Genomic DNA, 26,242 nt, shown 5'->3' with positions numbered 1-26,242 from the left:
GACGTCATGGCTCACGACGCCGACACGACACCGTCCAGCAAAGGCAGCAAGCACTGGCTGTGGCTGCTGCTGCTTCCCTGGATCGCGATGGTCTGGGTGCCGTCTTACAACAAGATCGAACCCACGCTGTTCGACTTCCCGTTTTTCTACTGGTATCAACTGGCCTGGGTGTTGATCAGCGCCGTGATTACCGCCATCGTGTATTTCAAGACCAAGACCCGCGGGGGCGCACGATGAACGCCACAGCAACTTTCGTTTTCGTGCTGTTCTTTATCGGCGTGACGATTCTCGGTTTCGTCGCCGCTCACTGGCGGCGCGGCGATCTCGCGCATCTGGAAGAGTGGGGCCTCGGCGGCCGCCGTTTCGGCACGGTCGTCACGTGGTTCCTGCTGGGCGGCGATCTGTACACCGCGTACACCTTCGTCGCGGTTCCGGCGCTGGTATTCGGTGCGGGCGCCACCGGCTTTTTCGCGCTGCCCTATACGATCCTGATCTACCCGTTCGCGTTCGTCGTGTTTCCGAAACTGTGGAGCATTGCGAAGCGTCAGGGCTACGTCACGTCCGCCGACTTCGTCAGCGCGCGTTACGGCAGCCGGATGCTCGCGCTGGCGATCGCCGTGACCGGCATCCTCGCGACGATGCCGTATATCGCGCTGCAACTGGTCGGTATCGAAGTGGTGATCGGCGCATTGGGTTTCGACACGTCGGGCTTTGTCGGCGATCTGCCGCTGATCATCGCCTTCGCGATTCTCGCGGCGTACACGTACACGTCGGGATTGCGCGCGCCGGCCATGATCGCGGTCGTCAAGGACGTACTGATCTACATCACGATCGCTGCCGCGATCATCGTGATTCCGCCGCAACTGGGCGGCTTCGGTCATATCTTCTCGGTGGTGCCGCCGGCCAAGCTGCTGCTGAAAGCGCCGGACGTCTCCAGCCTGAACGGCTATAGCGCGTACGCGACGCTCGCGGTGGGATCGGCGCTCGCGCTGTTCCTGTACCCGCACTCGATCACGGCGGTGCTGTCGTCTAAATCGGGCAACACGATCCGCCGCAATATGGCGATGCTGCCCGCGTACTCGCTGGTGCTCGGTCTGCTCGCGCTGCTCGGTTTCATGGCGCTTGCGGCCGGCGTAAAGGACATGCCGGAATTCGCGCCGTACTTCAAGGCCTTCGGTCCGAACTTCGCCGTGCCTGCGCTGTTCCTGCACTTCTTCCCGTCGTGGTTCGTCGGCGTGGCGTTCGCGGCGATCGGTATCGGCGCGCTGGTGCCTGCCGCGATCATGTCGATCGCCGCCGCGAACCTGTACACGCGCAACATCCACAAGGAGTTCGTGAACCGCAACATGACCCCAGAGCAGGAGACGAACATCGCGAAGCTGGTGTCGTTGATCGTCAAGGTCGGCGCGGTCGCGTTCATTCTCGGGCTGCCGCTCACGTACGCGATCCAGCTGCAACTGCTGGGCGGCATCTGGATCATCCAGACATTGCCGTCGATCGTGCTCGGGTTGTACACGCGCATGCTCGACTATCGCGGTTTGCTGATCGGTTGGGCCGCGGGTATTGCAACCGGCACGTATATGGCGATTTCGCTGAAGCTGGCCGGCTCGATCTACGCGATCCACATCTTCGGCGTCGCGGTGCCGGGTTATGCGGCGGTGTGGGGCTTGATCGTCAATCTGGTGGTGTCGGTGGTGGTCAGCGTGCTGGTTCGCGCGCTGGGTATGAAGCATGCCGAAGACCGCACGCGTCCGGAAGATTATCTGGACGTGGTCGAAAGCTGATCCCACGACCCGCGCGCGGCAACGCGCGCCGGTCCGTGATTCACACGAACGCCCGCGACGAGAGTTGCGGGCGTTCGTTTTTATAGTGCACGATACGGGTTGATTTCACGCTCGCCGGGCGACTCATGGCTTCCGCCGATCCTTACCGTCCGATTCCGCACCGCTCGACCTTCAGCCGCGCGCTGCGCTCGATCGTCTCGCCGTACTACCGTTACCGTCACGCGAAGCTGTTCCACAGCATTCGCGTCGGCCTCGCGATGCTGGTGTCGATCCTCGCCACCACGGGCATCAATATTCCGCATGGCATCTGGTCGTCGGTGACGCTGCTGGTGGTGATCGGCGGCTTGCAGCATCACGGCAATATCCGCAAGAAAGCCGCCGAACGCGCGGCCGGCACGCTGCTCGGCGCAACCATCGGGCTCGCGCTGATCGTCCAGCAAAACGTGATCGGTTCGTTGCCGCTGACCTATCTGCTGATGTGCGTCGTGGCGGGAATCTGCGCGTGGTTCGCGATCGGCAAGGCCGGGTATATCGGCCTGCTGACGGCCATCACGATGTGCATCGTCGCGGGGCACGGCGACAACGTGATCGATACCGGCCTGTGGCGCACGCTGAACGTGCTGATCGGGATCGTGATCGCGCTGGCGTTTTCGTTCGCGTTTCCGTTGCACGCGACGTATTCATGGCGCTATCTGCTGGCCGACAATCTGCGTGACGTTGCGCGGGTGTATACGCGGCTGATCGGCGGCAAACGCTACGACGACGCCGAACTGATCAAGGTGTTTCTGAGGCTGAACGCCCGGCTCGTGCAGTTGCGCTCGCTGATGCCTTCGGTGGCGAAAGAAATCGAAGTGCCGCAATCGAAGCTCGAAGAAATCCAGCGCATGCACCGCTCGTTGCTGAGTTCGCTGGAGCTGCTGGGAACCGGCACGTTCGCGCACGCGGACCCACGCACGCGCGACACGCTGGAGCGTTTCTGCGGCACCGACGTGCGGGCGGTTCGCGCGACCTTGCTCGCGACGGCGCGCGCGCTGCGCTTTGGCGGGACCACGCATTTCAGTATTCCATCGACAGGCCCGACCTGCGTGCCGGACCCGGACGAGCTGCATCGCCTCGATGCGGATCTGCAAGGGCCGTACTGGCTGATGCAGCGCCTCGCCGAGCAGACCGGCCGGCTGCGCGCGCAATTGTTCGTGACCGAGCTGAACTGGAATATCGAACGTCAGCAGCGCGGCTGGCACCGGTTGCACGGCGAAAGCTGAGCGCGAGGTTTTGGATGTGCTTCGCGGCTGTTCGCCCGCGCCCGTGAATGCCGGACGGCGTTTCCGGCGACGTGCGGCCTCAGGCCGGCGGTTCGGCGCGCACCATCACCATCCACGGAATGCCGAAGCGGTCGCTCAGCATGCCGAAACCCGTGGTCCAGAACGTGGCTTGCCACGGCATCATCACCTGGCCGCCGTCAGCGAGCGCCTGGAACATCCGTTCGCCGGATGGCGCGTCGTCCGCGGTCAGCGCGAGGCTGAAACCGCTGTGGGTGTCGTTGGACGGATCGCAATTGCCGTCGGACGCCATGACCTCCGTCGAACCGATCCGGAACTGTACGTGCATCACCTTGTCTTCGGTGCCGGGCCGCACCGGGCGTTCGGCGTCGGGCGGCGCGTCCTTGAAGTGCATCTTGAAGACGACTTCCGCGCCGAGCGATTCGGTGTAGTACTGCAACGCCTCTTCGCAACGGCCTGAGAAAAACACGTAGGGCTGAACAATCATGGTCGTCTCCCGATAGTGGTGATGTGCCGGACGCGCGCGCCCGTAGAGACGATTGTAGGCAAGCCGCACGCGCTTGCCGTGGAAATCGGTTGTCAAATTTCGTGAAGGATCGGGCGCGCATTCGTGTATAAAAAAACGGCGTGTAGCCGCGATGCCACACGCCGTTTTCGTCCGATGCATGCCGCATCGGCGCCGCGAATCAACGCAGGCTTTCGATCAGCTTTTCCAGCTTGACCGCGTCGGCCGCGAACGCACGGATGCCTTCGGCGAGCTTTTCGGTGGCCATGGCTTCGTCGTTGACGAGGAAGCGGAACGTCGATTCATCGACCGGCACGCGTTCGATCGTTTCGTCCTTGCCCGCGTTCGGATCGAGTTTGCGCTCGACCTTTTCCGTCGAATCCTGCAACTTTTGCAGCAGGTCGGGGCTGATCGTCAGCAGATCGCAACCCGCCAGTTCGAGCACCTGACCGGGCGTGCGGAAGCTCGCGCCCATCACTTCGGTCTTGTAGCCGAAACGTTTGTAGTAACCATAAATGCGACGGACCGATTTCACGCCCGGATCGTTCGCGCCGCCGTCTTTCGCTTCGTCCCACGCGCTACCGGCATTTTTCTTGTACCAGTCGTAGATACGTCCGACGAACGGCGAGATCAGTTGCGCACCCGCTTCCGCGCACGCAGCCGCCTGCGCCAGCGAGAACAGCAGCGTCATGTTGCATTTGATGCCGTCTTTTTGCAGCGATTCGGCCGCGCGGATGCCTTCCCACGTGGACGCCAGCTTGATCAGCACGCGTTCGCGGTCGATGCCCGCAGCCTTGTAGAAGCCGATCAGTTCATGCGCTTTTTCGATCGACGCCTTGGTGTCGAACGACAGGCGCGCATCGACTTCCGTTGACACGCGGCCCGGGATGATCTTCAGGATTTCGGTGCCGAACGCGATCAGCAACTGATCGATGATCGCGCCGACCGGCTTCGACTTGTTGTCCTTCACGGTCTTTTCGAGCAGCGGACGGTAATCGTCTTTCTGCACGGCCTTCAGGATCAGCGACGGATTGGTGGTCGCGTCCTGCGGCTTGTATTGCGCGAGTTGCTGGAAGTCACCGGTGTCGGCGACGACGGTGGTGTACTGCTTCAGTTGGTCGAGTGCGGTTGTCATGTCGTAGCCTTCAGGGCGCACGCGCGCCGTGGTCCGGAAAAAGGAAATTGCCACCGGAAACGCCGATGCTCCGGGTCCGGCAACAGCAGGTCACGCTGCGGCATTCCCCGTACTGCAAGGAACGCCGCCCGATACTTCTATTCTATGGCGGATCGGCCACTAGGGTTTTCGACGTGCGCGGCGCGCGGTCGTTCCCCGGAATTTGCGCAACCGGCGCGGCGCCCGAATCAGGCGCGCCGCGCGTTCAGCACGAGTTGGGTCAGCACGCCCGCGACCAGCCCCCAGAACGCCGAGCCGATCGACAGCAGCGTCAGGCCGGACGCCGTCACCATGAACGTGACCAGCGCCGCTTCGCGCTGACGGATATCGGCCATCGCGTTGGCCAGTCCGCTCATGATCGAGCCGAACAGCGCCAGCGCGGCCACCGACACCACCAGCGCCTTCGGCAGCGACGCGAACAGCGCAGCAATCGTCGCGCCGAAGATGCCGGCGATCAGATAGAAAATTCCGCACCAGACCGCCGCCATATAGCGTTTCGCGCGATTTTCGTGGGCTTCCGGGCCGGTGCAGATCGCCGCGGTGATGGCCGCCAGATTGACGCCGTGCGAACCGAACGGCGCGAGCAGCAGCGACGCGAGGCCGGTCGTCGCGATCAGCGGCGCCGACGGCGTGGTGTAGCCGTCCGCGCGCAGGACGGCGATGCCCGGCACGTTTTGCGAGGCCATCGCGACGACGAACAGCGGAATCCCGATGCTGACGATCGCCGCGACCGAAAACGACGGCATCGTGAACACGGGTTGCGCGAGCGCGACGTGAAAGTGGCTGAAATCGAGCAGTCCGAGCGCGCCGGCGACCGCCGTGCCGACAAACAGCGTCGTCACGATCGCGTAACGCGGCGCAAGACGTTTGATCACCAGATACGTGAAGAACATCGTGAGCACCAGCGCGGTCTGGAACTGCGCGGCGTGAAAGATCTCGATGCCGATCTCGAACAGGATGCCCGCCAGCAGCGCCGACGCGATGCCTGCCGGAATTTTCTTCATCAGCGTGTCGAACCAGCCGGTCAAACCGACTACCGTCAGCAGCACCGCGCACACCACGAATGCGCCGATCGCCTGCGGATACGGCACGTGCGGCAACGACGAGACCAGCAGCGCCGCGCCGGGCGTCGACCACGCGACCACCACCGGCGCGCGAAAGCGCAGCGACAGCCCGATCGTGCACAAGGCCATGCCGATCGACAGCGCCCAGATCCACGATGAAATCTGCGCGTCGGTCAGGTGCGCGGCCTGGCCCGCCTGGAACATCAGCACCAGCGAACTGGTGTAGCCCGTCATCATCGCGACGAAGCCCGCGACGATCGCCGATAGCGACGTGTCCGCCAGCGGGCGTAGCGGGGCGGGGCGCGTCGGCGCGGGGGACAGGTCGGGCGAGGAGGACGGGTTCATACGGATATCGGGCGGCATGGAGGCGAAAAGGTCTGCGATAGCGCGTCGCAGTATGCCCGCTGACGGCGCATACCGTCTAGCAGGCCCGGCAGCCTTTTGTGCCGCGCCGGGCTGCGCGGGGACGGCTTATTTGCTGAGGATGCGCATGGCCGTTTCGAGACCGCCGAGCGTCAACGGATACATCCGGTGACGCAGTACGTCGCGGATCGCCGCCACCGATTGCCGGTATTCCCACAAGCCCTCGGGCTCGGGGTTCAGCCACGCGTGGTGCGGGAAGTGGTCGGCGAGGCGGCGCAGCCACACCGCGCCCGCCTCCGCGTTGTTGTACTCGACCGAGCCGCCCGGTTGCAGCACTTCGTACGGGCTCATCGTCGCGTCGCCGACGAAGATCAGTTTGTAGTCGGACGTGAACTTGTGCATCACGTCCCACGTCGGCGTGCGCTCGGCGTGACGTCGCCGGTTGTGCTTCCACAGGAAGTCGTACACGCAGTTGTGGAAGTAGTAGAACTCGAGGTGCTTGAACTCGGCTTTCGTGGCGGAAAACAGTTCTTCGGTGCGCTTGATGTGGTCGTCCATCGAGCCGCCCACGTCGAGCAGCATCAGCACTTTCACGTTGTTGTGCCGTTCCGGGACCATCTTCAGGTCGAGCCAGCCGGCGTTGGCGGCGGTGCTGCGGATCGTGTCGGGAAGGTCCAGTTCTTCGGCGGCGCCTTCGCGCGCGAAGCGGCGCAGACGACGCAGCGCGACCTTGATGTTGCGCGTGCCGATCTCGACCTGATCGTCGTAATCGCGATACGCGCGCGCTTCCCACACCTTGACGGCCGTGCGGTTGCCCGCCGACTCGCCGCCGATGCGAATCCCTTCCGGGTTGTATCCGCCATTGCCGAACGGCGACGTGCCGCCCGAGCCGATCCATTTGCTGCCGCCTTCGTGGCGCTCTTTCTGTTCGTCGAACAGTTCCTTGAGCCGGTCCATCAACGCGTCGATGCCGCCCATCGCTTCGATCTGCGCCTTTTCTTCCGGCGACAGATCGCGTTGCAGCTTTTTCTTCAGCCAGTCGAGCGGGATGTCGAACGCCAGTTCCGACTTCATCGCGACGCCGTTGAAATACGCGCCGAACGCCTGATCGAACTTGTCGAAATGCTGTTCGTCCTTGACCAGCGTGAGCCGCGCGAGATAGTAGAACTCGTCGAGCGACGGCGCGATGACCTGCGCCTTCAGCGCTTCGAGCAGCGTCAGGTATTCCTTCACCGACACCGGCAGCTTCGCGGCTCGCAGCGAATAGAAGAAGTCGATCAGCATGGTGGATTCTCCGCGCGCACGGACCGGCGGCTCGCCGCGATCAACGGTTGTTGCGGTTCATGAAGATCAGCCGCTCGAACAGGCTGACGTCCTGCTCGTTTTTCAGCAGCGCGCCGTGCAGCGGCGGAATGATCTGCTTGTGGTCCTGCGAGCGCAGCGCTTCGGGCGGGATGTCTTCGGCGAGCAGCAGCTTCAGCCAGTCGAGCAGTTCCGACGTGGACGGTTTCTTCTTCAGGCCCGAAACGTTGCGCAGTTCGAAGAAACTTTCCATCGCGGCGCGCAGCAGGTCCTGCTTGATGCCCGGATAGTGGACCTCGACGATCTGCTGCATCGTCACCGGGTCCGGAAACCGGATGTAGTGGAAAAAACAGCGGCGCAGAAACGCGTCGGGCAACTCTTTCTCGTTGTTCGACGTGATGATGACGAGCGGCCGATGCTTCGCGCGGACCAGTTCGTGCGTCTCGTAGACGTAGAACTCCATACGGTCGAGTTCGCGCAGCAGGTCGTTCGGGAATTCGATGTCGGCCTTGTCGATCTCGTCGATCAGCAACACGCTTTGCTGGTCGGCGTCGAACGCCTGCCACAACACACCCTTGACGATGTAGTTGCGGATGTCCTTCACGCGCTCGTCGCCGAGTTGCGAATCGCGCAGACGCGACACGGCGTCGTATTCGTAGAGACCCTGCTGGGCTTTCGTGGTGGACTTGATGTGCCACTGCAGCAGCGGCATGCCGAGCGCGGCCGCGACTTCTTCGGCGAGCATCGTCTTGCCGGTGCCGGGTTCGCCCTTGATCAGCAACGGACGTTGCAGCGTCATCGCGGCGTTGACCGCGAGCTTGAGGTCGTCGGTGGCGACGTACTGCGATGAGCCTTCGAATCGCATGGCGAAACGCTCTCTCGAAAAAAGGCCAGTATAAGTCAGAAGGCCTGTTTGGCTGCAACGGGCTCGCGTATGGTGTGACCCGGTCCGGTCCACGACTGCGGGATTTCCCTCGGGTCGGAAGCCGCGTCGGGCGGCCGTCTGGGCGGTTTCGCCCGGTGGACGTTGCGCGAGGCGTCGCGGTAGAATGATCCCGCTTTTTTGCCTGCGCGGCCCCCCACAAGAACTATGGCGCAGGCGCTGCGGTCCCGGACGCCCGTTCCCCCTCATGCCAGGTTACAAGCTATGAAAAAATTCGTAGGCAAACATGTCGTGATCGCAGCGCTGTCGGCGCTCGCGGGCTTCGCGGCCAGTGCGCAGGCAGCCGACGTCACCGGCAATGCCAAAACGGGCGCCGGCAAGGTCGCGATGTGTATTGGCTGCCACGGCATTCCCGACTACCGCACCGCGTACCCCGAGGTCTATCACGTGCCGATGCTGGGCGGCCAGAACCAGGCGTACCTCGAAAACGCGATGCACGGCTACAAGAAGGGCGACCGCCATTTCGACACGATGCACGCGATCACCGCGTCGCTGTCGGATCAGGATATCGCCGACATCGCCGCCTACTACGCGGCACAAAATTCCGCTTCGAAAAACAATCCCGACAAGTGACCCGCTGCGGCCGCTGCGCCACGTTTCGAGCCAGTCGTCCAGCCAGTCAATCTGGCGATCCAATTCGCGGGATAGGAGAAAGCATGAAGAAGCCCCAACAGGCAGTCCACACGGCGTTCAAGACCGTATGCGCAGCGGCCGCACTGGTCGCGCTGGTTGCAGCGAATCCGGCTGCCGCCGCCGACGCCGGCAACGGCAAGGTGCTGTCCGACAGCCACAACTGCGCCGCGTGTCACGGCGTGAACCTGAACAAGCCGGTCAGCCCGGAATATCCGAAACTCGCGGGCCAGCACGCCGATTACGTCTATATGGCGCTGCGGCAATACCAGATGGGCACCGGCAATCCGCATCTGGGACGCAACAACGCGATCATGCAGGCGCAGGTGCAGAGTCTGTCGCAAAGCGATATGAAAGACCTCGCCGCCTATATCGAGTCGCTCAACGGCGATCTGGTGCAGAAGAAGTAAGCGTTGCGGATACTCCCCGCGCACCGGTAAAAACAAAACACCCCGCCAGTTCGCTGGCGGGGTGTTTTGTTTTGGATGGACGCGCGATGCGCGCGGTCCCGATCAGTTTCGCGTAGCGCGACGTTCGATGCGTTGCAGATAGGCGTCGGTGTCGGGCGGGGTGCCGCTGCGCTGCGCTTCCCAGATGGTTTCGCCGAGGCATTCCATGATCGCGTGCTGCGCGTCGTGGGTCGAACCCATTCGCGCGGCGAGCCGCTCGTGCGCCGCGCGGATGCCGGGCGGCTGATCGATCGACAACTGCTCGCTGATCGCCAGATGCATCGACAGATGCAGGAACGGATTGGTCTGTCCGCGCTCCGGCGAGTAGTCCTGCGCGGTTGCGGAGTCGCCGTCGGACAGGTCGGGATGATATTCGGGATGCTCGACGATCCAGTCGGCCGCGATGGCTTCGAGCGGCGTCAGGATTTCGCCCGCGCGCTGTTTGCGCCAGGTCTCGGTGAAGAAGCGTCGGACTTCGTCGCGGCTGGGATTGAACATCGTGTTATCGAGTGGGGAATGCGGGTTTCATTTTACGTCGGTGTGGCCGGGGGTGCTGACGCCGATGCCGATGCCGATACCGGTCATTCGATCGGCGCGGGTGTCTTCTGTCGGAATTCGCATAGCGGTTCGATCACGCAATGCCAGCACTCCGGCTTGCGCGCCTTGCAGACGTAACGCCCGTGCAGGATCAGCCAGTGATGCGCGTCCTGTTTGAATTCGGCTGGCGTGAATTTTTCCAGCGCGACTTCGACCGCGCGCACGTCCTTGCCCGGCGCGAGCCCGGTGCGGTTCGCAACCCGGAAGATGTGGGTATCGACGGCGATGGTCGGATGACCGAACGCGGTATTCAGAATCACGTTGGCCGTTTTCCGACCGACGCCCGGCAGACTTTCGAGCGCCTCGCGATCGTCCGGCACGACACCGCCGTACTGGTCGAGCAGAATCCGGCAGGTCGCGATCACGTTCTTCGCCTTGTTGCGATACAGGCCGATCGTCTTGATGTGATTCTCGACCCCCGCTTCGCCGAGATCGAATACCGCTTGCGGCGTATTTGCCACCGGAAACATCTTGCGCATCGCCTTGTTCACCGACACATCCGTGGCTTGCGCGGACAGCAGCACGGCGATCAGCAGTTCGAACGGCGTGGTGTATTCGAGTTCGGTGGTCGGATGCGGGTTGATGCTCTGCCAGGTTTCGAAGATGGCACGGCGTTTGGTCGCGTTCATTCGGGCGCTCAGCGCTTCGGAGTAGGGGTGTTGGATGGCGTATCGGACGCGGCGCCTGCCGCGCTGTCCGGCGCGATACCAAGCCGGCGACGACGTGCCTCGGCGGCGTCGATCTGCGCCTGAACCGCGGGGCTCACGCCTTGCATGTTCTGCGGACCCTGGCCCGATGCCGCCAGTTCTTCTTTCTTCTTGCGCGCGCGTTCGAGTGCGGCCTGGATGATCGCGCGTTTCTTCGCTTCGGCGTCGTCGGGCGCGTGGGCGGCGGTGTCGCCGGTTGATGCGGTTTCAGACGTCGTCGTGGCCGTGGTTGTCGCGGGCGTAGCTGCAGCGGTTGCGGCCGTGGCCGCCGTCGCGAGCGCGTCCTGCGTGACCGCGCGACGCGCTGCCGCGCGCGCTTCGGCGGCTTCACGCTCGCGCGTGAGGCGCGCGGTATGGCGGTCGTGACGTTCGCGTGCAGCGTCGGCTTGCGCTTGCGACCACGCGTCCCAGCCGCTGGCGTCGCCGGTGACGGGCACCATCGCGATACAGTCGACCGGACACGGCGCGACACACAGATCGCAGCCGGTGCACAACGCATCGACGATCGTATGCATCTGCTTCGGCGCGCCAACTATCGCATCGACCGGACAAGCTTGCAGACACAGCGTACAACCGATGCACAATTGCTCATCGATCACCGCGAGCGGTCTCGGTCGTTCGATGCCGTTGTCGGGATTCAGAGGGATCACCGGCTTGCCGAGTAGCGCGGCGAGTCGCGCAACGCCTTCGGCGCCGCCGGGCGGACACTGGTTATAGCTTGCGGTGCCTTCGGCGACGGCCTCGGCATAAGGGCGGCAGGCGTCGTAGCCGCACTTGGTGCATTGCGTCTGGGGCAGCAGATCTTCGATGCGATCTGCGAGTGTTATGGAGTGGGTCACGATCACGGCGTGGGGGCTTGCCGGTGGGGCGCCGCAGCTAACGACGGCGCGTGACAGCGACGCGCAGCGGCGTGCTGCTTTAGGCGTAGTGTAAATAGCGCATTATCGCCGATTTCCCCGATTGCCATTGTCAAACCATGTGCCATAATCGAAGGGCTTTCGAAAGACCGCAGAAGGGTGTCCCACAACCAAGGCGCGCCCGTTCAACGCTGTCGGTGCAGAGCACGAGGAGAACCGGCGGCGTGATCCGGATAACGCGGCTCACGAAGATGATGCCACTATGAATCAGCCGAAAATCAAAAGAGATCCTGAAGGCACGCGTCGCCGCATTTTGCTCGCGGCGGCCGAGGAATTTGCCGCTGGCGGGTTGTTCGGCGCCCGCGTCGATCAAATAGCTCGTCGAGCCGAAACCAATGAGCGAATGCTCTATTACTATTTCGGGAGCAAGGAGCAGCTTTTTACCGCGGTACTGGAATATGCGTTCACCGCGTTAACCGACGCCGAGCGCACGCTCGACCTGAACGGTATTGCACCGGTCGAGGCCGTAACCCGGCTTGCACATTTTGTTTGGGATTACTATCGCGATCATCCCGAGTTGCTGCGACTCGTGAATAACGAAAATCTGCATGAAGCCCGTTATATGCAGAAGTCGACGCGAATCCGGGAAATGATTTCGCCTATGGTCGCGACCGTGGGGAATATCCTCGAACGCGGCCAGCGGGCAGGTCTATTCCGGACCAATGTCGATCCGTTACGGTTTTATGTCATTTTGTCGGGCATGGGTTACTACATCGTGTCCAACCGCTTCACGCTCGAAGCCACGCTCGGCCGCGACTTCAGTACGCCGTCCGAACGCAGCGAGATCGTGCAGATGAATACCGAGTTGCTACTTGCGTATCTGATGCGCAAGTGAGGTATTCGCATTAGCGGTTTGCCGGTTTAGCGGTTTCAACAGTTCATTACCCGCGACAACGAAAAACGGCCTCTCTGGAGGCCGTTTTCGATGCTGCACGTCAGCGCCATTTCAGGTAATCGTTCGGCTTTTGAAAGCCGGTTTATCCGTGGATCACGCTTCGACTTTTTCCTTCGCGGTTTTCGGCGCCTTGTTGTGCGTGAGAATGAAATCGCGCAACTGCGGGTAAATGATCGTGCGCCAGCGGCGTCCCGAGAAAATCCCGTAATGGCCGCATTTTTCAGCGGTGAAATGCTGTTTGTTTTTTGCCGGAATGCCGCTGCACAGGTCTTGAGCAGCGCGCGTCTGACCGTCGCCGGAAATATCGTCGAGTTCGCCTTCGATCGTGAACAGCGCGGTGTTCTTGATGTCTTGCGGACGGACCGGTTCGCCGTCGATCACCCACGTGCCTTCGGCAAGCTGGAATTCCTGGAACACCACGCGAATCGTTTCGAGGTAGTACTCGGCGGCCATGTCGAGCACCGCGTTGTATTCGTCGTAGAAGCGGCGGTGCGCTTCGGCGTCGTCTTCGTCGCCGCGCAGCAGGCTCTGGTAGAAATCCCAGTGCGCCGCCGTGTGACGCTCCGGATTCATCGCGACAAAACCGGTGTGCTGCAGGAAGCCGGGATACACCTTGCGGCCCACGCCCGGATAGTTGGGCGGCACCGTGTAGATCACGTTGTTTTCGAACCATTCAAACGAGTGCTGGGTGGCCAGCGAATTCACCGAGGTCGGGCTCTTGCGGGCGTCGATCGGGCCACCCATCATCGTCATCGTGCGCGGGGTGTCTTCACCGCGGCTCGCCATCAGAGAAATAGCCGCGAGCACCGGCACCGTAGGCTGACACACCGAGATCACATGCAGGTTCTTCGCGCCGATATGACGGATAAAGTCCTGGATATACGCCACGTAGTCGTCCAGATGGAACGCGCCGTCTTCGAGCGGCACCATGCGCGCGTCGAGCCAGTCGGTGATGTACACCTTATGATCCTGCAACAGCGTGCGCACGGTGTCGCGCAGCAGCGTCGCATGGTGTCCCGATAACGGCGCGCACACCAGCACCGTGGGTTCGTCTTTCAGTTGCGCGACGGCTTCGCTGTCGTCGGCGAAACGCTTGAAGCGCAACAGACGGCAAAACGGCTTTTCCAGGATCGTCTGTTCGACGATCGGAATGTTGTGGCCGTCCTTGACGATCTGATGAAGATTGAACTCGGGCTTCTCGTAATCCTTGCCAAGACGGTAAAGGAGTTCGTAAGCAGCGGAGAGGCGGGTGGCGCCCGGCACATAAGCAAACGGGCTGGCGGGGTTCGCGAACGATTTCGATGCTGCCTGTGCCCAGGCGGTCAGCGGGCTCAACAGCGCACGCTGGAATTCATGCATTTGATAGAGCATGGGTGCTCCGGTGTTGGGCGGTTTGCAGAGGAAATTGCAAACTCGCGTGTGCGTTGCGGCGGTCGGGCAGGTCTCGACAGACTTGCCCGGCCGTCAGTCGTTTTCGATCATATCGAACAACACGGATTTGTGCAACGCAGCAAATTGGCGCTTCCGCAGGCGCAAAACGGTCATGGAATCATGCTAGCGACGATGCTGCCGTGCCGCTATCAGGGCATCCATCAGGCTTAAGTCAAGCAGCTTTCATGCCGTTATGCGCAGGTTGACCGGTGGCTTTCGCCATCTCCTGTTCGTGTTTCATCAGGTTGAGTCCGGTATGGACCAGCGCCACGTGCGAGAAAGCCTGCGGGAAGTTGCCCACGAGGCGTTTGGCGGCCGGGTCGTACTCTTCCGCGAGCAGCCCGACATCGTTGGCGAGCGCGAGCAGGCGCTCGAACATCGCATGCGCTTCGTCGACGCGACCTTGTAATGCGAGGTTGTCGACCATCCAGAAACTACACGCGAGGAAAGTGCCTTCGCCAGGCGGCAAACCGTCGTCGAATTCGCTCGTGCGGTACCGCAGCACGAAACCATCGTGCATCAGGTCGCGCTCGACGGCCGCCACGGTGCTGACGATGCGCGGATCGGTGGGCGGCAGGAAACCCATCATGGGCAGCAGCAACACGCTCGCGTCGAGCCGGTCCGCGCCGTAATGCTGGACGAACGCGCCGAGCGTCGGGTTCCAGCCTTGCTCGCAGACTTCCGCGTGTATCCGGTCGCGCAGCGTATGCCAGTGCGCGAGCGGGGCGGGCAGTTCGAACAGTTCCGCCGACTTGATCGCGCGGTCGAACGCCACCCACGCCATCACTTTCGAAAACACGAAATGCTGGCGGCCGCCGCGCGTTTCCCAGATGCCTTCGTCGGGTTGCTGCCAGATCGTTTCCAGATGTTCGAGCATCGCGCACTGCACGTTCCACGCGGTTTCGTCGGCCTGCAGGCCGCCCACCCGCGCGAGGTGCAGCGCGTTCATCACTTCGCCGTACACGTCGAGTTGCAACTGGCCGACAGCGTTGTTACCGACGCGGATCGGCTTCGCGCCTTGATAACCGGCCAGCCAGTCGATTTCGAATTCGGGCAGGCGACGCTCGCCGGCAATCCCGTACATGATCTGCAACTGCTCGGGCGCGCCGGCCATCACGCGGCCCAGCCACGAACGCCACGCGCGCGCTTCGTCGTAGTAGCCGCCGCGCATCATCGCGAGCAGCGTGATCGTCGCGTCGCGCAGCCAGCAGTAGCGGTAGTCCCAGTTACGCGTGCCGCCCAGCTGCTCGGGCAGCGAGGTGGTCGGCGCGGCGACGATGCCGCCCGTCGGTTCGTAGGCGAGCGCTTTCAGCGTGATCAGCGAACGGCGGATCGGCGCGGCCCATTTGCCGTCGATCGTGTTGCGCGCCGACCATTCGCGCCAGTGATTGTCGGCGCGCGCGAGCGACGTATGCGGATCGCGCGCGGGCGGAATCCGTAGATGCGACGCCGAATACGCGAGCGCAAACGGCACGCGTTCGTTCGCCGACACCGTGAACGTCGCGACCGTGCGCATGTTTTCGCCGTGGAGATCGACAGGCGTGCGCAGCACGGCCGTATCCGGACCGACGATCGCCTTGATGCCGCTTTCGTGGTCGAGGCGGCTGACCCACGGAATCGACGCGCCGTAATCGAAGCGCAGCACCAGTTCCATTGTCATCCGCACGGTGCCGCGCCGTCCGACGACGATGCGGACCATCTCCGACCAGCCGTTGCCCGGCGGCATGAAGTCGATCACCGTGACCGCGCCTTCCGGCGTGTCGTAATCGGTTTCGAGGATCAGCGTTTCGCCGCGATAGCGGCGCGTGATCGTGACGGATTCGGGGGCTTCGACCGACGCGGCCGGCGCGAGCAGCCAGCGGCCGTTGTCGTTGGTGCCGAGCAACGCGGCGAAACAGGCGCCGGAGTCGAAACGTGGCCAGCAGAGCCAGTCGACCGAGCCGTTGCGGGAAACCAGCGCGGCCGTGTGGCCGTCGCCGACGAGTGCATAGTCTTCGATGTTTGCGGGCATAGAGAACCGGAAAGCGACCTGATCGGACAATGGTTAACCGGACTCCGACGTCCGGCAATGGTTCAGTGCGCTTTGCGCGTCAAGCCATTGTGCGATATGCGGGCAGTGCCCGACGCGCGACATGCCGGGCCTGCGATTGCGCGCCAGGCCGGTTGCGGCGCCGCGCACAGTTTTCGTCGCACGAATGTTGGCAAACGTGTCGCGCTCTGCATAAAATCGATTCGTGGTGCTGCATGGTGTTTGTAATTTTGCGGCGCCGACGTCGTCCCATCCTTCGCCGTTCCCCGCCGCAACGTTTTCTTCCGAGGATCACTATGCTGAACCCGTCGAAATCCGATTGCATCACGATACTCTCCGCCGCCAGTCAACTGTCCGACGACGCGATGTTGCCGCTCGATCACCGACGCCTCGGTCTGTCGCGCAACGGCATGCAGACCGCGCTCGCGTTTCTGACCGAGCGCGCGTGTTTCCGGCATTACCGCGGTGGCGACGGCCAGTATGCGGTCGGCGGCTTGTCGTTGCAGGGGCGCTTGCGGCTCGAACAGCTGTCGAACGGCTGAGGGTTTCCGGATCGGTGGCAGGATCGTCGAGCTCACGTAAAAACGGGCGCGAACCGTCGAGGTTCGCGCCCGTTTGCGTTGATGCGCGCCTGCGCGGCGCGGACGGCTTGCGCGATCAGAAGTGCGAGCCGCCCATCCCGAAGATTCCGATGATGCCGATGATGATCAGATAGAGCGCGACGATGTAGTTCAACAGACGCGGCATCACGAGAATCAGGACGCCGGCGATCAACGATACGAGCGGGCCCAGACTGAGTGTGACGTTCATGGAAACTCCGTGGTTGGACTGCGTTAGGAAAATTTCAGGCGCACATCGGATGTACGACAGACGCGCATGGGTCGTGGCATCGGCCCGGTTGGAATGCGTGCGCGGCACAACGCTTCTATACTTGCCGACGTACCGGTCGCGCGCCAGCTATGATCGCGCGGCCTGTACGCTCTACCGGACACGACACGATAACAATGCACCAGCCAGACCAGCAGCAACCCGATCGCTCCGGCGACGCGCGGCAGACCAGCGACATCACTACAACTCTGAAAACCCGTTGCCCAAGGAGGTCGTATGTATCGCAGTGACCGTGCCGCCGGTTGTGCCGCCGCCGCTTCCACGCCTGCCAGTTCGATAATAAAAGGTTTCCTCGTGATGGCCTCGATTGTCGCTTCCCATGCATTCGCGCAAGACACCGGCCCGGTTCCCGCCGACGGCGTCTATGACATGCTCGTCGGCACCTACACCGGTGCCAAAAGCGAAGGTATCTACGTCTACCGCTTCGATACGAAAACCGGCGACGCCACGCGCGTGTCGGTGGCGAAGACGGTCAATCCGTCGTATCTCGTCGTGAGCCGCGACCGGCGCCACGTGTTCGCCGTCAACGAACTGCCCGGCGACAACGGCCCGGCATCGCAACGCGGCGGCATCAGCGCGTTCGGTTTCGATCCGGCCAGCGGCCAGCTGACGTTTCTGAACAAGGTCTCGTCGGAAGGCAACGACCCGTGTTATCTGAGCCTGTCACCGGACGGCAAATATCTGCTGACCGCGAACTACTCGGTCGCCGCCGATCCGGGCGGCAGCTTTGCCGCGTTCCCGGTTCAGGCCGACGGCCAGATCGGCAATGCGGTGCTGACCGTGCATCATGAAGCGAAAGGCCCGGTCAAGGGACGTCAGGACAACGCGCACGTTCACTCCACCGTGTTCTCGCCGGACGGCCAGTATCTGTTCGCGCAGGATCTCGGCGCGGACAAGCTGTATTCGTACCGCTACACGCCCGACGGCAGCCGCGGCCTGTTCGGCCCGACCGAATGGCGTTACACCGACGTGAAGCCGGGCAGCGGCCCGCGTCACCTGGTGTTCGGCGGCGATGGAAAATTCGCGTATCTGACCAGCGAAATGGGCGGCACCGTCACCACGTTCGCGTATCACGACGGTCATCTGAAGCCGCTGCAATCGCTGTCGCTGACCGCGCCGGGCTTCAAGGGCGCGGTGGGCGCGTCCGCGATCCATCTGTCGCCGGACGGACGTTTCCTGTACGTCAGCAATCGCGGCGACGCCAACGAGATCGTGATCTTCTCGGTCGACCCTTCGAACGGTCATCTGACGCTGATCGGCCGTCAATCGAGTCTGGGCAAGTCGCCGCGCGAGTTCGCGATCGATCCGACCGGCCAGTGGCTGATCGTCGGCAACCAGAACAGCGACACCGCGTACGTGTTCCGGCGCGACGTGCAAACCGGCATGCTCGAAGCCAACCCGAAGCGGCTGGAGATCGGCTCGCCGGTGGACTTCAAGCTGGTCTCGCCGATGTAATCGCGCTCGCGCCGCGTCGGGCTTCGATAACGCGCGCGAGATAAAAAAACGGGCGACGCCTTGCGAGGCGTCGCCCGTTTTTCGTTGGGATGCGGTGCTTCGAACCGCGCCGTTCCATGCCGGACCGTGTTCCGGGCTTATTCGGCCTGGCCGCCCGGCGCAAGCACTTCACGGCTGCCGCTGATGCTCATCGCGGACACGAGGCCCGCCGCTTCCATCTGCTCGACGAGGCGCGCGGCGCGGTTGTAGCCGATCCGCAACTGACGTTGCACCGACGAGATCGACGCCCGCCGCGAGCGCACCACGAACGCCACCGCTTCGTCGTAGAGCGGATCGGCTTCGGCGTCGGGCGTTTCGCCGAACAGATCTTGCGACGCGCCGTCGGTGGCGGGACCCTCGAGAATGCCTTCCTCGTATTGCGGCTCGCCGAACTGCTTCAGATGCTCGACGATCCGGTGCACTTCCTCGTCGGCGACGAATGCGCCGTGAACGCGCTGCGGATAGCCGGTTCCCGGCGGCAGGAACAGCATGTCGCCCTGACCGAGCAGCGATTCCGCGCCCATCTGGTCGAGGATCGTGCGCGAGTCGATTTTCGACGACACCTGGAACGCGACGCGCGTCGGAATATTGGCCTTGATCAGACCGGTGATCACATCGACCGACGGCCGCTGGGTCGCGAGGATCAGGTGAATGCCGGCCGCACGCGCCTTCTGCGCGAGACGCGCGATCAGCTCTTCGATCTTCTTGCCCGCGACCATCATCAGGTCGGCCAGTTCGTCGATCACGACGACGATCAGCGGCAACGGCGCCAACGGCTCGGGCGCTTCGGGCGTCAGCGAAAACGGATTGCCGAGCTTCTTGCCCGCAGCTTCGGTGTCGCGGATTTTCTGGTTGAAGCCGGGCAGATTCCGCACGCCGACCGCCGACATCAGCCGGTAGCGCTTTTCCATTTCGCCGACGCACCAGTTGAGCGCGTTGGCGGCGAGTTTCATGTCGGTGACGACCGGCGCGAGCAGGTGCGGAATGCCTTCATAGACCGACAGTTCCAGCATCTTCGGGTCGATCATGATGAGCCGGACGTCTTCGGGCGTGGCCTTGTACAGCAACGACACGATCATCGCGTTGATCGCCACCGACTTGCCCGAACCGGTCGTGCCCGCCACCAGCATGTGCGGCGCCTTGGCGAGATCGGTGACGACGGGCTTGCCGGTGATGTCCTTGCCCATCGCGAGCGTCAGGTTCGAATGCGAGTGCTGGTAGACCTTGTCTTCGAGAATTTCCGACAGCCGGATGGTCTGCCGTTTGGCGTTTGGCAATTCGAGGCCCATGCAGGTCTTGCCGGGAATTGTTTCGACGACGCGGATCGACGTGAGGCCGAGTCCGCGCGACAGGTCTTTCATCAGCCCGACGATCTGGCTGCCGCGCACACCGAGCGCGGGTTCGACTTCGAAGCGCGTGATCACCGGCCCCGCCGACGCGCCGACGACGGTGACGGGCACCTTGAATTCCTGCAGGCGTTGCTCGATCAGTTGACCGGTATCGGCGAGCTTCTGCTCGGAGACCGGTTCGACATCGGAGTCGGCGGGGGCGAGCAGGTCGAGCCCGGGCAGTTCCACCATCGATGCCGACGGCGCACGGAATTCGAACGCGTTCGGGCGCGGGGCGATGGTGCGTGCGGGTTCGGGTTGGGGCTGCGGTTGCGGTTGCGGTTGTGCTTGCGCCTGGTGGGGCGGTAGCGGTTGTTCCGGTTCCTGCTCGGGTTCGGCGTTGTATTCGGCTTCGGCTTCTGGTGCGGGTTCGTGCGCGTTTCCGGTTGCGGTGTTGGTTGCGGCGACGAAGCGGTCGGGTTCCGGTCGAATGGGCGCGAGTGCGTCGTCGTCGATCGTGTGACTGGACGGCTGCGTCGCGGCCGGTGCGGCGACCTGAGACACGCCGCTGAAATGCGGGAATCGTACGACGTTCGACGGCGCGGTTGCGGCGGTCGAGAGGGATTGTGGTGCGGGTTCTGGCTCGGGTGCCGGAGCCGGAGCGGGAGCGGTAGTCGGTGCTGCGGGTACATCAGGCGCGCTGGCCGGTGCGATGCGCGCATCCGGAGCCGGAGTCGGAGCAGTAGCCGATGCGGCGGCTGTGGTCGATGTGTTCATCGCGGACGCTGCTGACTGGGCTATCCGCAGGTCGTTGGTGGTTTCCCACGGCGCGAGCGGTTTGACGGATTCCGTCGTCGCAACGACGACTGGCGAAACGGTCGTCGTTGTTGCGGGTGTTGGTGCTGACGTCACAGGCGTGGCCGATGGTGCGGCTGTCACGGGCGGAAGCGAAGGAGCAAACACAGGCGCGGGCGGGGCGGATGCAGCAGGTGCAGGTGCGGGTGCAGGTGCAGGTGCCGCGGGCGCAACAACCACAGGTTCCGGTGCTGGCGTGGTGACAACCGCTGGTGTCGCAAGCGCTGGCGTTTTCGGCACGTACGTCACAGGCGTGGCCGTACCTTGTCCGACGCTGACGAAGTTGTACGCAGCGGATGCCAGCATGCCAGGCGCGTACGCGGCAGAGGCGGCCGTCACAGACGCGGCCGCAGCCGCAGCCGACAGTGCCGGCGATGCTGCAACCGATACCGGCAATGCCTCACTCGCAGCCACAACAGGCGCGGCGTTTTCGGTTTCTGTTTCCGACGTCGGAAACGCGGCGCGTGCAGCTTGAACGTCAACCGCATCGTCAGCATCAACCGCGCGCGCCGACGACACAGCCTGCGAGGACACCGGATCGACCGGACGCGATTCCGCCACATTCGACTGCGGCGTGACGGCGAGATCCACGTCGGTGCCGAGCCACGACTCGATCATCCCGATGTCGATGGCGGGCGGTGTATGCGGCGTCGAGAACGGCGTAGGCGCGTCATGACGGGCGTTGTCCTGCGACTCGACCGCCGCCGATTCGCCAGTGACGAATGCGTGCGCGTGCAAGGTCGTCGGATCGATGAACGACATGTCGATGATGTCGTCGGCGTATCCGTTATCGGACGGCGCATCGGCGGTCTGAGATGCGGCGTCGTCAGGTGCGGCGTGGTTCGACGCCGACGTCGGCATCTGCTCGGCATGCGCTGCGACGCCCAACGTCGAAGCCACCGCGCCGAACGGCGACGCGCCGGTCGATAGCGGCGTGTTGGCGTCGATCGTCGGGTTGTCGTTTGACGGCACGTTGACGGCGTTGATCGCGGTTTCCACCGGGACGTGTCCGTTCGATGCTTGCGTCGTGTGATTCGTGAGACTCGATACATCGATCGCGTCATGCTCGACGCCCGTTGCCGACGCAGACACAGACGGCGTTGCCGGAGTCGGCCAACTCGCCACATCCGCCGACAGACCCGAACCACCGGACGCCGCGACCGGCGGCTCGACCGTTCTCGTCAATTTCAACGCGTCCGTGCCGTTGCGTCGTGCAAGGCTTGCACCGGCCATCGTTGTCCAGCGCGCGGCGTTTTCCTCGATGCTGCGCAACGTTGCCTGGACGCTCGGCGGCGGCGTGATGTTCGGTGTTCCGCCGACAGGACGCGAGAACGTCGGTACGCGAGTCGTCGGCGCGGCGGGTGCAGGTTGAGCGGTCGTGCGTTGAACGCCGGGCTGCTCACCGGCAGGGCGGGGCGACGAAAACGTAGCGCCCTGCACGGGACGCGACGCGCCATTGGCCGTGCGAGTCGCGTCGATCGAACCCGGCGCAGCCGTTGCCGCCGACCGTCCGAATCCTGCCGCCGAAGCCGCAGCGGCACTTGCCGCTGCGCCGGCCGCGAGCGGGGTCGCGTGCGCGTTGAGCGCCGCGCCCGCAGCGCCGATACCCGCGACCACGCCAGCGGTCTTCGTGGCCGCACCGCCCGTCGTCGCGCCAACGGCGCTGTCCATACCAACCGCACCAGCCAAACCAGCCGCACTCAGCGGACGCGAGCCGGTCGCGCCAGCCGCACCAGCCAAACCAGTCACACCCGCCGCGTTCAGCGGACGCGAGCCGGTCGCGCCGAGCTCGGTGCGCACGCCACGATCGAGCGGCGAATCCGGGCGGGTGGGCACATCGCGCGGAGGCAGTTCGCTGCCGTTCGACGGACGCGTTGCGCGCACCGGTTCGTGCAGCCAACCAGCGGGCGCGACGGGTTCCGTCGGTGTCCAGGGCGTGGGTTTGCGGATATCGCTACGCATCTTCAGCAAACCCGTGTCGCGCGCGGGCTGTCCGTTCGTTACGGAACCGGTGGCCGGGAAGGGCGCCGAAGCCGACGCAGCCCCCGACGCAAACGCAGCACCCGCAGACGCGTTGACAGGCGCAGCCGCGCCCGACGATGCAACATGTGCAGCGAACCCGCCAGGCGACGGCGCGTTGCGCGCGCCGTTCAACCCACCGCCGACACCCGCATTCGACGACGGTGCGCTGCCATGACCGGCACGCCACGCATCGCGCGCCGCGCCGGTAGCCGACTCCTTACCTGCATGGGCCGAAGCCGCCGCAGAAACGCCCGCAGAACCGCCAGCCGACGAAGCCGACGAAGCAGAACCGCCATAGCCCGCAGAACCCGCCGTCGCGCCCGACGCGATTCCCGCCGCGCCGACACCGGCCGCACCCGCCACACCGCGCGCCGTCGTCGCACCCGCGGCGCCCGCTGCGCCCTTCGCGCGCTTCGGCGACACGGGCGGACGCCACACGGTTGGCCGGGCGTAGCGCCCGTTGGACTTCGGCGCCATCGTGTTGGTCGGGGTGATCGAATGCGCGGGCAGCGCGTCCTCGTAGTCGCGCCGGCCGGTATCGCGATGACGGCGGGCATCGTCGTCGCGCCGCGCGAGTCCGCGCGACAGGCCGAGCCCGAACGCGGCATCGGCCCACACGGCGACGTTGCCCCAATGGAAACCGAGCAGCCACGGCAGGCTGACGACGAACAGCGCGGCCATCGCGAGCGGCGTGCCGATGTGACCGAGCAGATGACCGAAGCCCGTCGCGAGCGCGTGGCCGAGGCCGTCCATCCCGGCAATCCCGAGCGACGCTTCGAGTGTGCAACTCGCGATCAGCACGCAAATGAAACCGAGCCACAGACGGATCGTGCCAGGCCCGCGCAGACCGACGCCGCCGGGCAGAGCCGACAGCGCGAGACGCACCAGAAGGGGAAGAAACCAGACGGCCGACACGCCGAACCAGCCGAAAACTACCGTGTGCATGCTAGACATCAACGAATGACGGACCTGCGAAAACGCAAACCCGTCGAGTTTAAACCGGCGAAGCGCGATGCTTCGAGGACAGACGTAACGCGTCGGCGCATCGGGCGTTCGATCGGGGCTTCGATTCGCGTCCGGCCGGACAGCGGACCGGCGCGCGACCCGCTGTCAAAGGCGAACCCGAACCCGCCGCGCCCGCGCCGGATCCATCAGGAACCTACCAGATCGGAAAACGATTGCGAACAGAAAAAAGCGCGCATGAGCGATGCGCGGCGCAAATCGCGCGCCGCGTTTTACTTCGCGCGACGCGTGAACGTCAGCGTGTCGCCGTTATCGAGGATCAACTGCAACTGCTGCGGCGCCTTCATCTGCACGCCGCTGCGGTCGATATGCGCGAGCGCTTTCAGATATTCGCCTTCGATGTCGGCGCCCGGCGTCATGCATGCCTTGCGCGTGCCGGCGAGCGGCCCGAATCCGAGCTTGCCGTCGTTCAGCGTGTAGACGCCGGTGTAACGGTTGCAGCCTGAGAAACCGCTGACATGACGCTGGCCGGTCGCGGTGGACAGATCGAGCGTCAACGGGCCGCCGTTGTCCTGGCCCGGCACGGCGCGTGCGCTGCCGTCGCCGTGTTGCCAGCCGCTCAGCGCCCATTGCGTGTCGTCGAGCAATTGCGTCGCCGCGGGGTTGAACGGGTCGGGCGGCGCGGCTTGCGTGTCGGAATGCTTCGGCATCGCGCACGCGCCCAGCAGCGCGGCGAGCGTCAGCGCGCCGAGCGCGGTGCGCAACGAGCTTGCGGCAGGACGCATGACGGCACGCGTAACGGAACGGACAGCGCGGTGAGCGCGTTGCGCGGAATACGTTGGAAGCATGGCGTCGTGTCTCTTCAAACTGGCGAAGGCGTAAGGGTAACGCACTACACTCGCCGCACGCGAGCGCCAAGTGGCGCCTATGTCTTCTGGACGAGGGGTGCGCGGTGCCTTCGCGGGAGGCCCGCATGTTAACATCGGTGATCCAATTCACACGTTTCATCCGACATTTTTCTGGAGTCCCCATGCAGATCGGTCAACGGATCGGCACCCCGCTTTCCAAATCGGCTACGCGCGTGATGCTGCTTGGCGCCGGCGAGCTCGGCAAGGAAGTGATCATCGCGCTTCAGCGCCTCGGCGTCGAAGTGATTGCGGTGGACCGTTATCCGGATGCGCCGGGCCATCAGGTCGCGCATCGTTCGCACGTGATCGACATGACGGATCACGCGGCGCTGCGCGCGCTGGTCGAGCAGGAACGCCCGCACCTGATCGTGCCGGAGATCGAAGCCATCGCGACCGACGCGCTCGCCGCGATCGAATCCGAAGGCATCGCCGAAGTGATCCCCACGGCGCGCGCCACGCAACTGACGATGAACCGCGAAGGCATCCGCCGTCTCGCCGCCGAAGAACTCGGCCTCGCGACGTCGCCGTACGCATTCGCCGATTCACTGGAAGAACTGCAAGCGGGCATCGCCCGGGTCGGCTATCCGTGCGTCGTCAAGCCGGTGATATCGTCGTCGGGCAAGGGCCAGTCGGTGCTGAAGAGCGACGCCGACGTCGAACCGGCCTGGCAATACGCGCAGGCCGGCGGCCGCGTGAAGGGCGGTCGCGTGATCGTCGAAGGATTTATCGATTTCGAATACGAAATCACGCAACTGACCGTGCGCGCAATCGACCCGGCGACGGGCAACACGGCCACCTATTTCTGCGATCCGATCGGGCACGTGCAGGTCGCGGGCGACTACGTCGAATCGTGGCAGCCGCAACCCATGAGCCCGCTCGCGCTCGAACGTTCGCGCGAGATTGCACACAAGGTCACCGAGGCGCTCGGCGGTCGTGGCCTGTTCGGTGTGGAACTGTTCGTGCGCGGCGACGACGTGTGGTTCTCGGAAGTCAGCCCGCGTCCGCACGATACCGGCCTCGTCACGCTCGCAACGCAGCGCTTCTCGGAGTTCGAGTTGCACGCGCGCGCAATTCTCGGTTTGCCGGTCGACACGAGCATGCGTGCGCCGGGCGCGTCGGCCGTGATTTACGGCGGACTCGACGAAGCGGGCATTGCCTTCGAAGGCGTCGCGGCGGCGCTGACGGTGCCGAATTCGGATCTGCGTCTGTTCGGCAAGCCGGAGAGTTTCGCGAAGCGCCGGATGGGTGTTGCGCTCGCCACTGCGGATTCCGTCGAGGAAGCCCGGTCGCGTGCGAAGCAATCGGCGGCGGCGGTGCGTCCCGTGTCGGCGAAGTAAGCCTCAAGCCGCGTTTGAACTGACGCGGCGAAGGCGATGACGATGGCGGCGGTGGCAGGGTTCGGCGCGTTCGACACCTTCTTGCCTCCGCGCAAATTCACGGGTGAACTACGCCCGATTCACGCGCGATCGTTGAACGCAACGGCATGCGCGCGGTCTGTCTGTAGAGATTGGCCAGTCGGGCGTCCGGCGGGTCTCGCGGCGCGAAGTGGCGCCGCAGCTCGCAAACGCGATTGAAATCGCGAAAGAAATCGCGCAAGAAGTCGCAAACGCAATCGAAGTCGGAAGTCGAAGTCCGGAGTCAGCGCATGAAAGCCGAACGTTTCACCGCAGTCCCCGGCGCGGTTTGCCGGTCCGATGTGCCGGGCGTGCCCGGC

Annotated in this window: 22 protein-coding genes; 9 read left to right on the top strand and 13 right to left on the bottom strand. The window is 64.0% G+C overall.

Going from position 1 to position 26,242, the window contains the following annotated elements; all coding sequences use genetic code 11:
- The first annotated feature begins 6 nt into the window (after positions 1–6).
- The 3 genes from PW947_RS20560 to PW947_RS20550 all read left to right on the top strand — a co-directional run bounded on the left by PW947_RS20560 (position 7) and on the right by PW947_RS20550 (position 3,046).
- On the top strand, positions 7–237 hold the full coding sequence (locus PW947_RS20560) for a DUF3311 domain-containing protein (protein WP_299634219.1): 231 nt from the start codon (positions 7–9) through the stop codon (positions 235–237).
- Positions 234–1,784: a monocarboxylate uptake permease MctP gene (mctP, locus tag PW947_RS20555; RefSeq protein ID WP_299634217.1), complete on the top strand. Its 1,551-nt coding sequence runs from the start codon at positions 234–236 to the stop codon at positions 1,782–1,784. Before PW947_RS20560 ends, mctP begins: the two co-directional genes overlap by 4 nt.
- Positions 1,785–1,909: 125 nt before the next feature.
- On the top strand, positions 1,910–3,046 hold the full coding sequence (locus PW947_RS20550) for an FUSC family protein (protein WP_299634215.1): 1,137 nt from the start codon (positions 1,910–1,912) through the stop codon (positions 3,044–3,046).
- A 79-nt stretch (positions 3,047–3,125) separates the two neighbouring features.
- Here PW947_RS20550 and PW947_RS20545 read toward each other — a convergent pair whose 3' ends face one another.
- The 5 genes from PW947_RS20545 to PW947_RS20525 form a co-directional block, all read right to left on the bottom strand.
- On the bottom strand, positions 3,126–3,551 hold the full coding sequence (locus tag PW947_RS20545; RefSeq protein WP_299634214.1) for a VOC family protein: 426 nt from the start codon (positions 3,549–3,551) through the stop codon (positions 3,126–3,128).
- Positions 3,552–3,750: 199 nt separating this feature from the next.
- Positions 3,751–4,704 carry a transaldolase gene (gene tal, locus PW947_RS20540; RefSeq protein ID WP_299634213.1) on the bottom strand — a complete coding sequence of 318 codons (954 nt, stop codon included), beginning with the start codon at positions 4,702–4,704 and terminating at the stop codon, positions 3,751–3,753.
- Positions 4,705–4,931: 227 nt separating this feature from the next.
- On the bottom strand, positions 4,932–6,152 hold the full coding sequence (locus tag PW947_RS20535) for a benzoate/H(+) symporter BenE family transporter (protein ID WP_299634212.1): 1,221 nt from the start codon (positions 6,150–6,152) through the stop codon (positions 4,932–4,934).
- 126 nt (positions 6,153–6,278) lie between these two features.
- Positions 6,279–7,454 (bottom strand): VWA domain-containing protein, encoded by a 1,176-nt coding sequence (locus tag PW947_RS20530; RefSeq protein WP_299634210.1) that lies wholly within the window; start codon positions 7,452–7,454, stop codon positions 6,279–6,281.
- A gap of 40 nt (positions 7,455–7,494) precedes the next feature.
- Positions 7,495–8,337: a MoxR family ATPase gene (locus PW947_RS20525; protein ID WP_299634208.1), complete on the bottom strand. Its 843-nt coding sequence runs from the start codon at positions 8,335–8,337 to the stop codon at positions 7,495–7,497.
- 282 nt (positions 8,338–8,619) lie between these two features.
- Between PW947_RS20525 and PW947_RS20520 the strand changes: the two genes are divergently transcribed.
- Together PW947_RS20520 and PW947_RS20515 are read left to right on the top strand one after the other, a co-directional pair.
- Positions 8,620–8,988, top strand: coding sequence for a c-type cytochrome (locus PW947_RS20520; RefSeq protein WP_299634207.1), 369 nt, complete (start codon positions 8,620–8,622; stop codon positions 8,986–8,988).
- A gap of 83 nt (positions 8,989–9,071) precedes the next feature.
- Positions 9,072–9,455, top strand: coding sequence for a c-type cytochrome (locus tag PW947_RS20515; RefSeq protein WP_299634206.1), 384 nt, complete (start codon positions 9,072–9,074; stop codon positions 9,453–9,455).
- A gap of 102 nt (positions 9,456–9,557) precedes the next feature.
- Here the strand turns inward: PW947_RS20515 and PW947_RS20510 are convergent, their stop codons facing one another.
- The 3 genes from PW947_RS20510 to rsxB all read right to left on the bottom strand — a co-directional run bounded on the left by PW947_RS20510 (position 9,558) and on the right by rsxB (position 11,637).
- On the bottom strand, positions 9,558–9,992 hold the full coding sequence (locus PW947_RS20510; RefSeq protein WP_299634205.1) for a DUF1841 family protein: 435 nt from the start codon (positions 9,990–9,992) through the stop codon (positions 9,558–9,560).
- 83 nt (positions 9,993–10,075) lie between these two features.
- Positions 10,076–10,720, bottom strand: a complete 645-nt coding sequence (gene nth / locus PW947_RS20505) for an endonuclease III (protein WP_299634203.1) — start codon at positions 10,718–10,720, stop codon at positions 10,076–10,078.
- A gap of 8 nt (positions 10,721–10,728) precedes the next feature.
- Positions 10,729–11,637 (bottom strand): electron transport complex subunit RsxB, encoded by a 909-nt coding sequence (rsxB, locus tag PW947_RS20500; RefSeq protein WP_299634202.1) that lies wholly within the window; start codon positions 11,635–11,637, stop codon positions 10,729–10,731.
- A 280-nt stretch (positions 11,638–11,917) separates the two neighbouring features.
- Here rsxB and PW947_RS20495 point away from each other — a divergent pair, with 280 nt between their 5' ends.
- Positions 11,918–12,550, top strand: a complete 633-nt coding sequence (locus PW947_RS20495) for a TetR/AcrR family transcriptional regulator (protein WP_299634201.1) — start codon at positions 11,918–11,920, stop codon at positions 12,548–12,550.
- Between the two features lie 153 nt (positions 12,551–12,703).
- On the opposite strand, the gene phaZ is transcribed toward PW947_RS20495, so the two are convergent.
- Both phaZ and PW947_RS20485 read right to left on the bottom strand, forming a co-directional pair.
- The gene (phaZ, locus tag PW947_RS20490) at positions 12,704–13,981 is read right to left on the bottom strand and encodes a polyhydroxyalkanoate depolymerase (RefSeq protein WP_299634200.1); all 1,278 of its coding nucleotides are present in this window, start codon (positions 13,979–13,981) and stop codon (positions 12,704–12,706) included.
- A gap of 232 nt (positions 13,982–14,213) precedes the next feature.
- Positions 14,214–16,052, bottom strand: a complete 1,839-nt coding sequence (locus PW947_RS20485) for a glycoside hydrolase family 15 protein (protein WP_299634199.1) — start codon at positions 16,050–16,052, stop codon at positions 14,214–14,216.
- Between the two features lie 314 nt (positions 16,053–16,366).
- Here PW947_RS20485 and PW947_RS20480 point away from each other — a divergent pair, with 314 nt between their 5' ends.
- A complete protein-coding gene (locus tag PW947_RS20480) occupies positions 16,367–16,612 on the top strand; it encodes a hypothetical protein (RefSeq protein WP_299634198.1) in 246 nt (81 codons plus the stop codon).
- 115 nt (positions 16,613–16,727) lie between these two features.
- On the opposite strand, the gene PW947_RS20475 is transcribed toward PW947_RS20480, so the two are convergent.
- Positions 16,728–16,880: a DUF3096 domain-containing protein gene (locus tag PW947_RS20475; protein ID WP_299634197.1), complete on the bottom strand. Its 153-nt coding sequence runs from the start codon at positions 16,878–16,880 to the stop codon at positions 16,728–16,730.
- A gap of 294 nt (positions 16,881–17,174) precedes the next feature.
- Between PW947_RS20475 and PW947_RS20470 the strand changes: the two genes are divergently transcribed.
- The gene (locus tag PW947_RS20470; RefSeq protein WP_299634196.1) at positions 17,175–18,413 is read left to right on the top strand and encodes a lactonase family protein; all 1,239 of its coding nucleotides are present in this window, start codon (positions 17,175–17,177) and stop codon (positions 18,411–18,413) included.
- Between the two features lie 137 nt (positions 18,414–18,550).
- On the opposite strand, the gene PW947_RS20465 is transcribed toward PW947_RS20470, so the two are convergent.
- Both PW947_RS20465 and PW947_RS20460 read right to left on the bottom strand, forming a co-directional pair.
- Entirely contained in the window at positions 18,551–23,602 is a 5,052-nt protein-coding gene (locus PW947_RS20465; protein ID WP_299634195.1) for a DNA translocase FtsK, read from the bottom strand.
- 290 nt (positions 23,603–23,892) lie between these two features.
- The gene (locus PW947_RS20460; RefSeq protein WP_299634194.1) at positions 23,893–24,405 is read right to left on the bottom strand and encodes an META domain-containing protein; all 513 of its coding nucleotides are present in this window, start codon (positions 24,403–24,405) and stop codon (positions 23,893–23,895) included.
- A 245-nt stretch (positions 24,406–24,650) separates the two neighbouring features.
- On the opposite strand from PW947_RS20460, the gene purT reads away from it, so the two are divergent.
- Entirely contained in the window at positions 24,651–25,865 is a 1,215-nt protein-coding gene (gene purT, locus PW947_RS20455; protein ID WP_299634193.1) for a formate-dependent phosphoribosylglycinamide formyltransferase, read from the top strand.
- Positions 25,866–26,242 lie beyond the last annotated feature (377 nt).

The sequence above is a fragment of the Paraburkholderia sp. genome (genome assembly GCF_028283785.1).
Taxonomy (GTDB): Bacteria; Pseudomonadota; Gammaproteobacteria; order Burkholderiales; family Burkholderiaceae; genus Paraburkholderia.
Note: the sequence above shows the minus strand (reverse complement) of the source record. Positions and strands in the feature narration are given on the sequence as shown.

Coding starts and splice junctions, on each gene's coding strand:
- PW947_RS20560 (WP_299634219.1), top strand. CDS start 7: ATGGCTCACGACGCCGACACGACACCGTCCAGCAAAGGCAGCAAGCAC.
- mctP (WP_299634217.1), top strand. CDS start 234: ATGAACGCCACAGCAACTTTCGTTTTCGTGCTGTTCTTTATCGGCGTG.
- PW947_RS20550 (WP_299634215.1), top strand. CDS start 1,910: ATGGCTTCCGCCGATCCTTACCGTCCGATTCCGCACCGCTCGACCTTC.
- PW947_RS20545 (WP_299634214.1), bottom strand. CDS start 3,551: ATGATTGTTCAGCCCTACGTGTTTTTCTCAGGCCGTTGCGAAGAGGCG.
- tal (WP_299634213.1), bottom strand. CDS start 4,704: ATGACAACCGCACTCGACCAACTGAAGCAGTACACCACCGTCGTCGCC.
- PW947_RS20535 (WP_299634212.1), bottom strand. CDS start 6,152: ATGAACCCGTCCTCCTCGCCCGACCTGTCCCCCGCGCCGACGCGCCCC.
- PW947_RS20530 (WP_299634210.1), bottom strand. CDS start 7,454: ATGCTGATCGACTTCTTCTATTCGCTGCGAGCCGCGAAGCTGCCGGTG.
- PW947_RS20525 (WP_299634208.1), bottom strand. CDS start 8,337: ATGCGATTCGAAGGCTCATCGCAGTACGTCGCCACCGACGACCTCAAG.
- PW947_RS20520 (WP_299634207.1), top strand. CDS start 8,620: ATGAAAAAATTCGTAGGCAAACATGTCGTGATCGCAGCGCTGTCGGCG.
- PW947_RS20515 (WP_299634206.1), top strand. CDS start 9,072: ATGAAGAAGCCCCAACAGGCAGTCCACACGGCGTTCAAGACCGTATGC.
- PW947_RS20510 (WP_299634205.1), bottom strand. CDS start 9,992: ATGTTCAATCCCAGCCGCGACGAAGTCCGACGCTTCTTCACCGAGACC.
- nth (WP_299634203.1), bottom strand. CDS start 10,720: ATGAACGCGACCAAACGCCGTGCCATCTTCGAAACCTGGCAGAGCATC.
- PW947_RS20495 (WP_299634201.1), top strand. CDS start 11,918: ATGAATCAGCCGAAAATCAAAAGAGATCCTGAAGGCACGCGTCGCCGC.
- phaZ (WP_299634200.1), bottom strand. CDS start 13,981: ATGCTCTATCAAATGCATGAATTCCAGCGTGCGCTGTTGAGCCCGCTG.
- PW947_RS20485 (WP_299634199.1), bottom strand. CDS start 16,052: ATGCCCGCAAACATCGAAGACTATGCACTCGTCGGCGACGGCCACACG.
- PW947_RS20480 (WP_299634198.1), top strand. CDS start 16,367: ATGCTGAACCCGTCGAAATCCGATTGCATCACGATACTCTCCGCCGCC.
- PW947_RS20475 (WP_299634197.1), bottom strand. CDS start 16,880: ATGAACGTCACACTCAGTCTGGGCCCGCTCGTATCGTTGATCGCCGGC.
- PW947_RS20470 (WP_299634196.1), top strand. CDS start 17,175: ATGTATCGCAGTGACCGTGCCGCCGGTTGTGCCGCCGCCGCTTCCACG.
- PW947_RS20465 (WP_299634195.1), bottom strand. CDS start 23,602: ATGCACACGGTAGTTTTCGGCTGGTTCGGCGTGTCGGCCGTCTGGTTT.
- PW947_RS20460 (WP_299634194.1), bottom strand. CDS start 24,405: ATGCGTCCTGCCGCAAGCTCGTTGCGCACCGCGCTCGGCGCGCTGACG.
- purT (WP_299634193.1), top strand. CDS start 24,651: ATGCAGATCGGTCAACGGATCGGCACCCCGCTTTCCAAATCGGCTACG.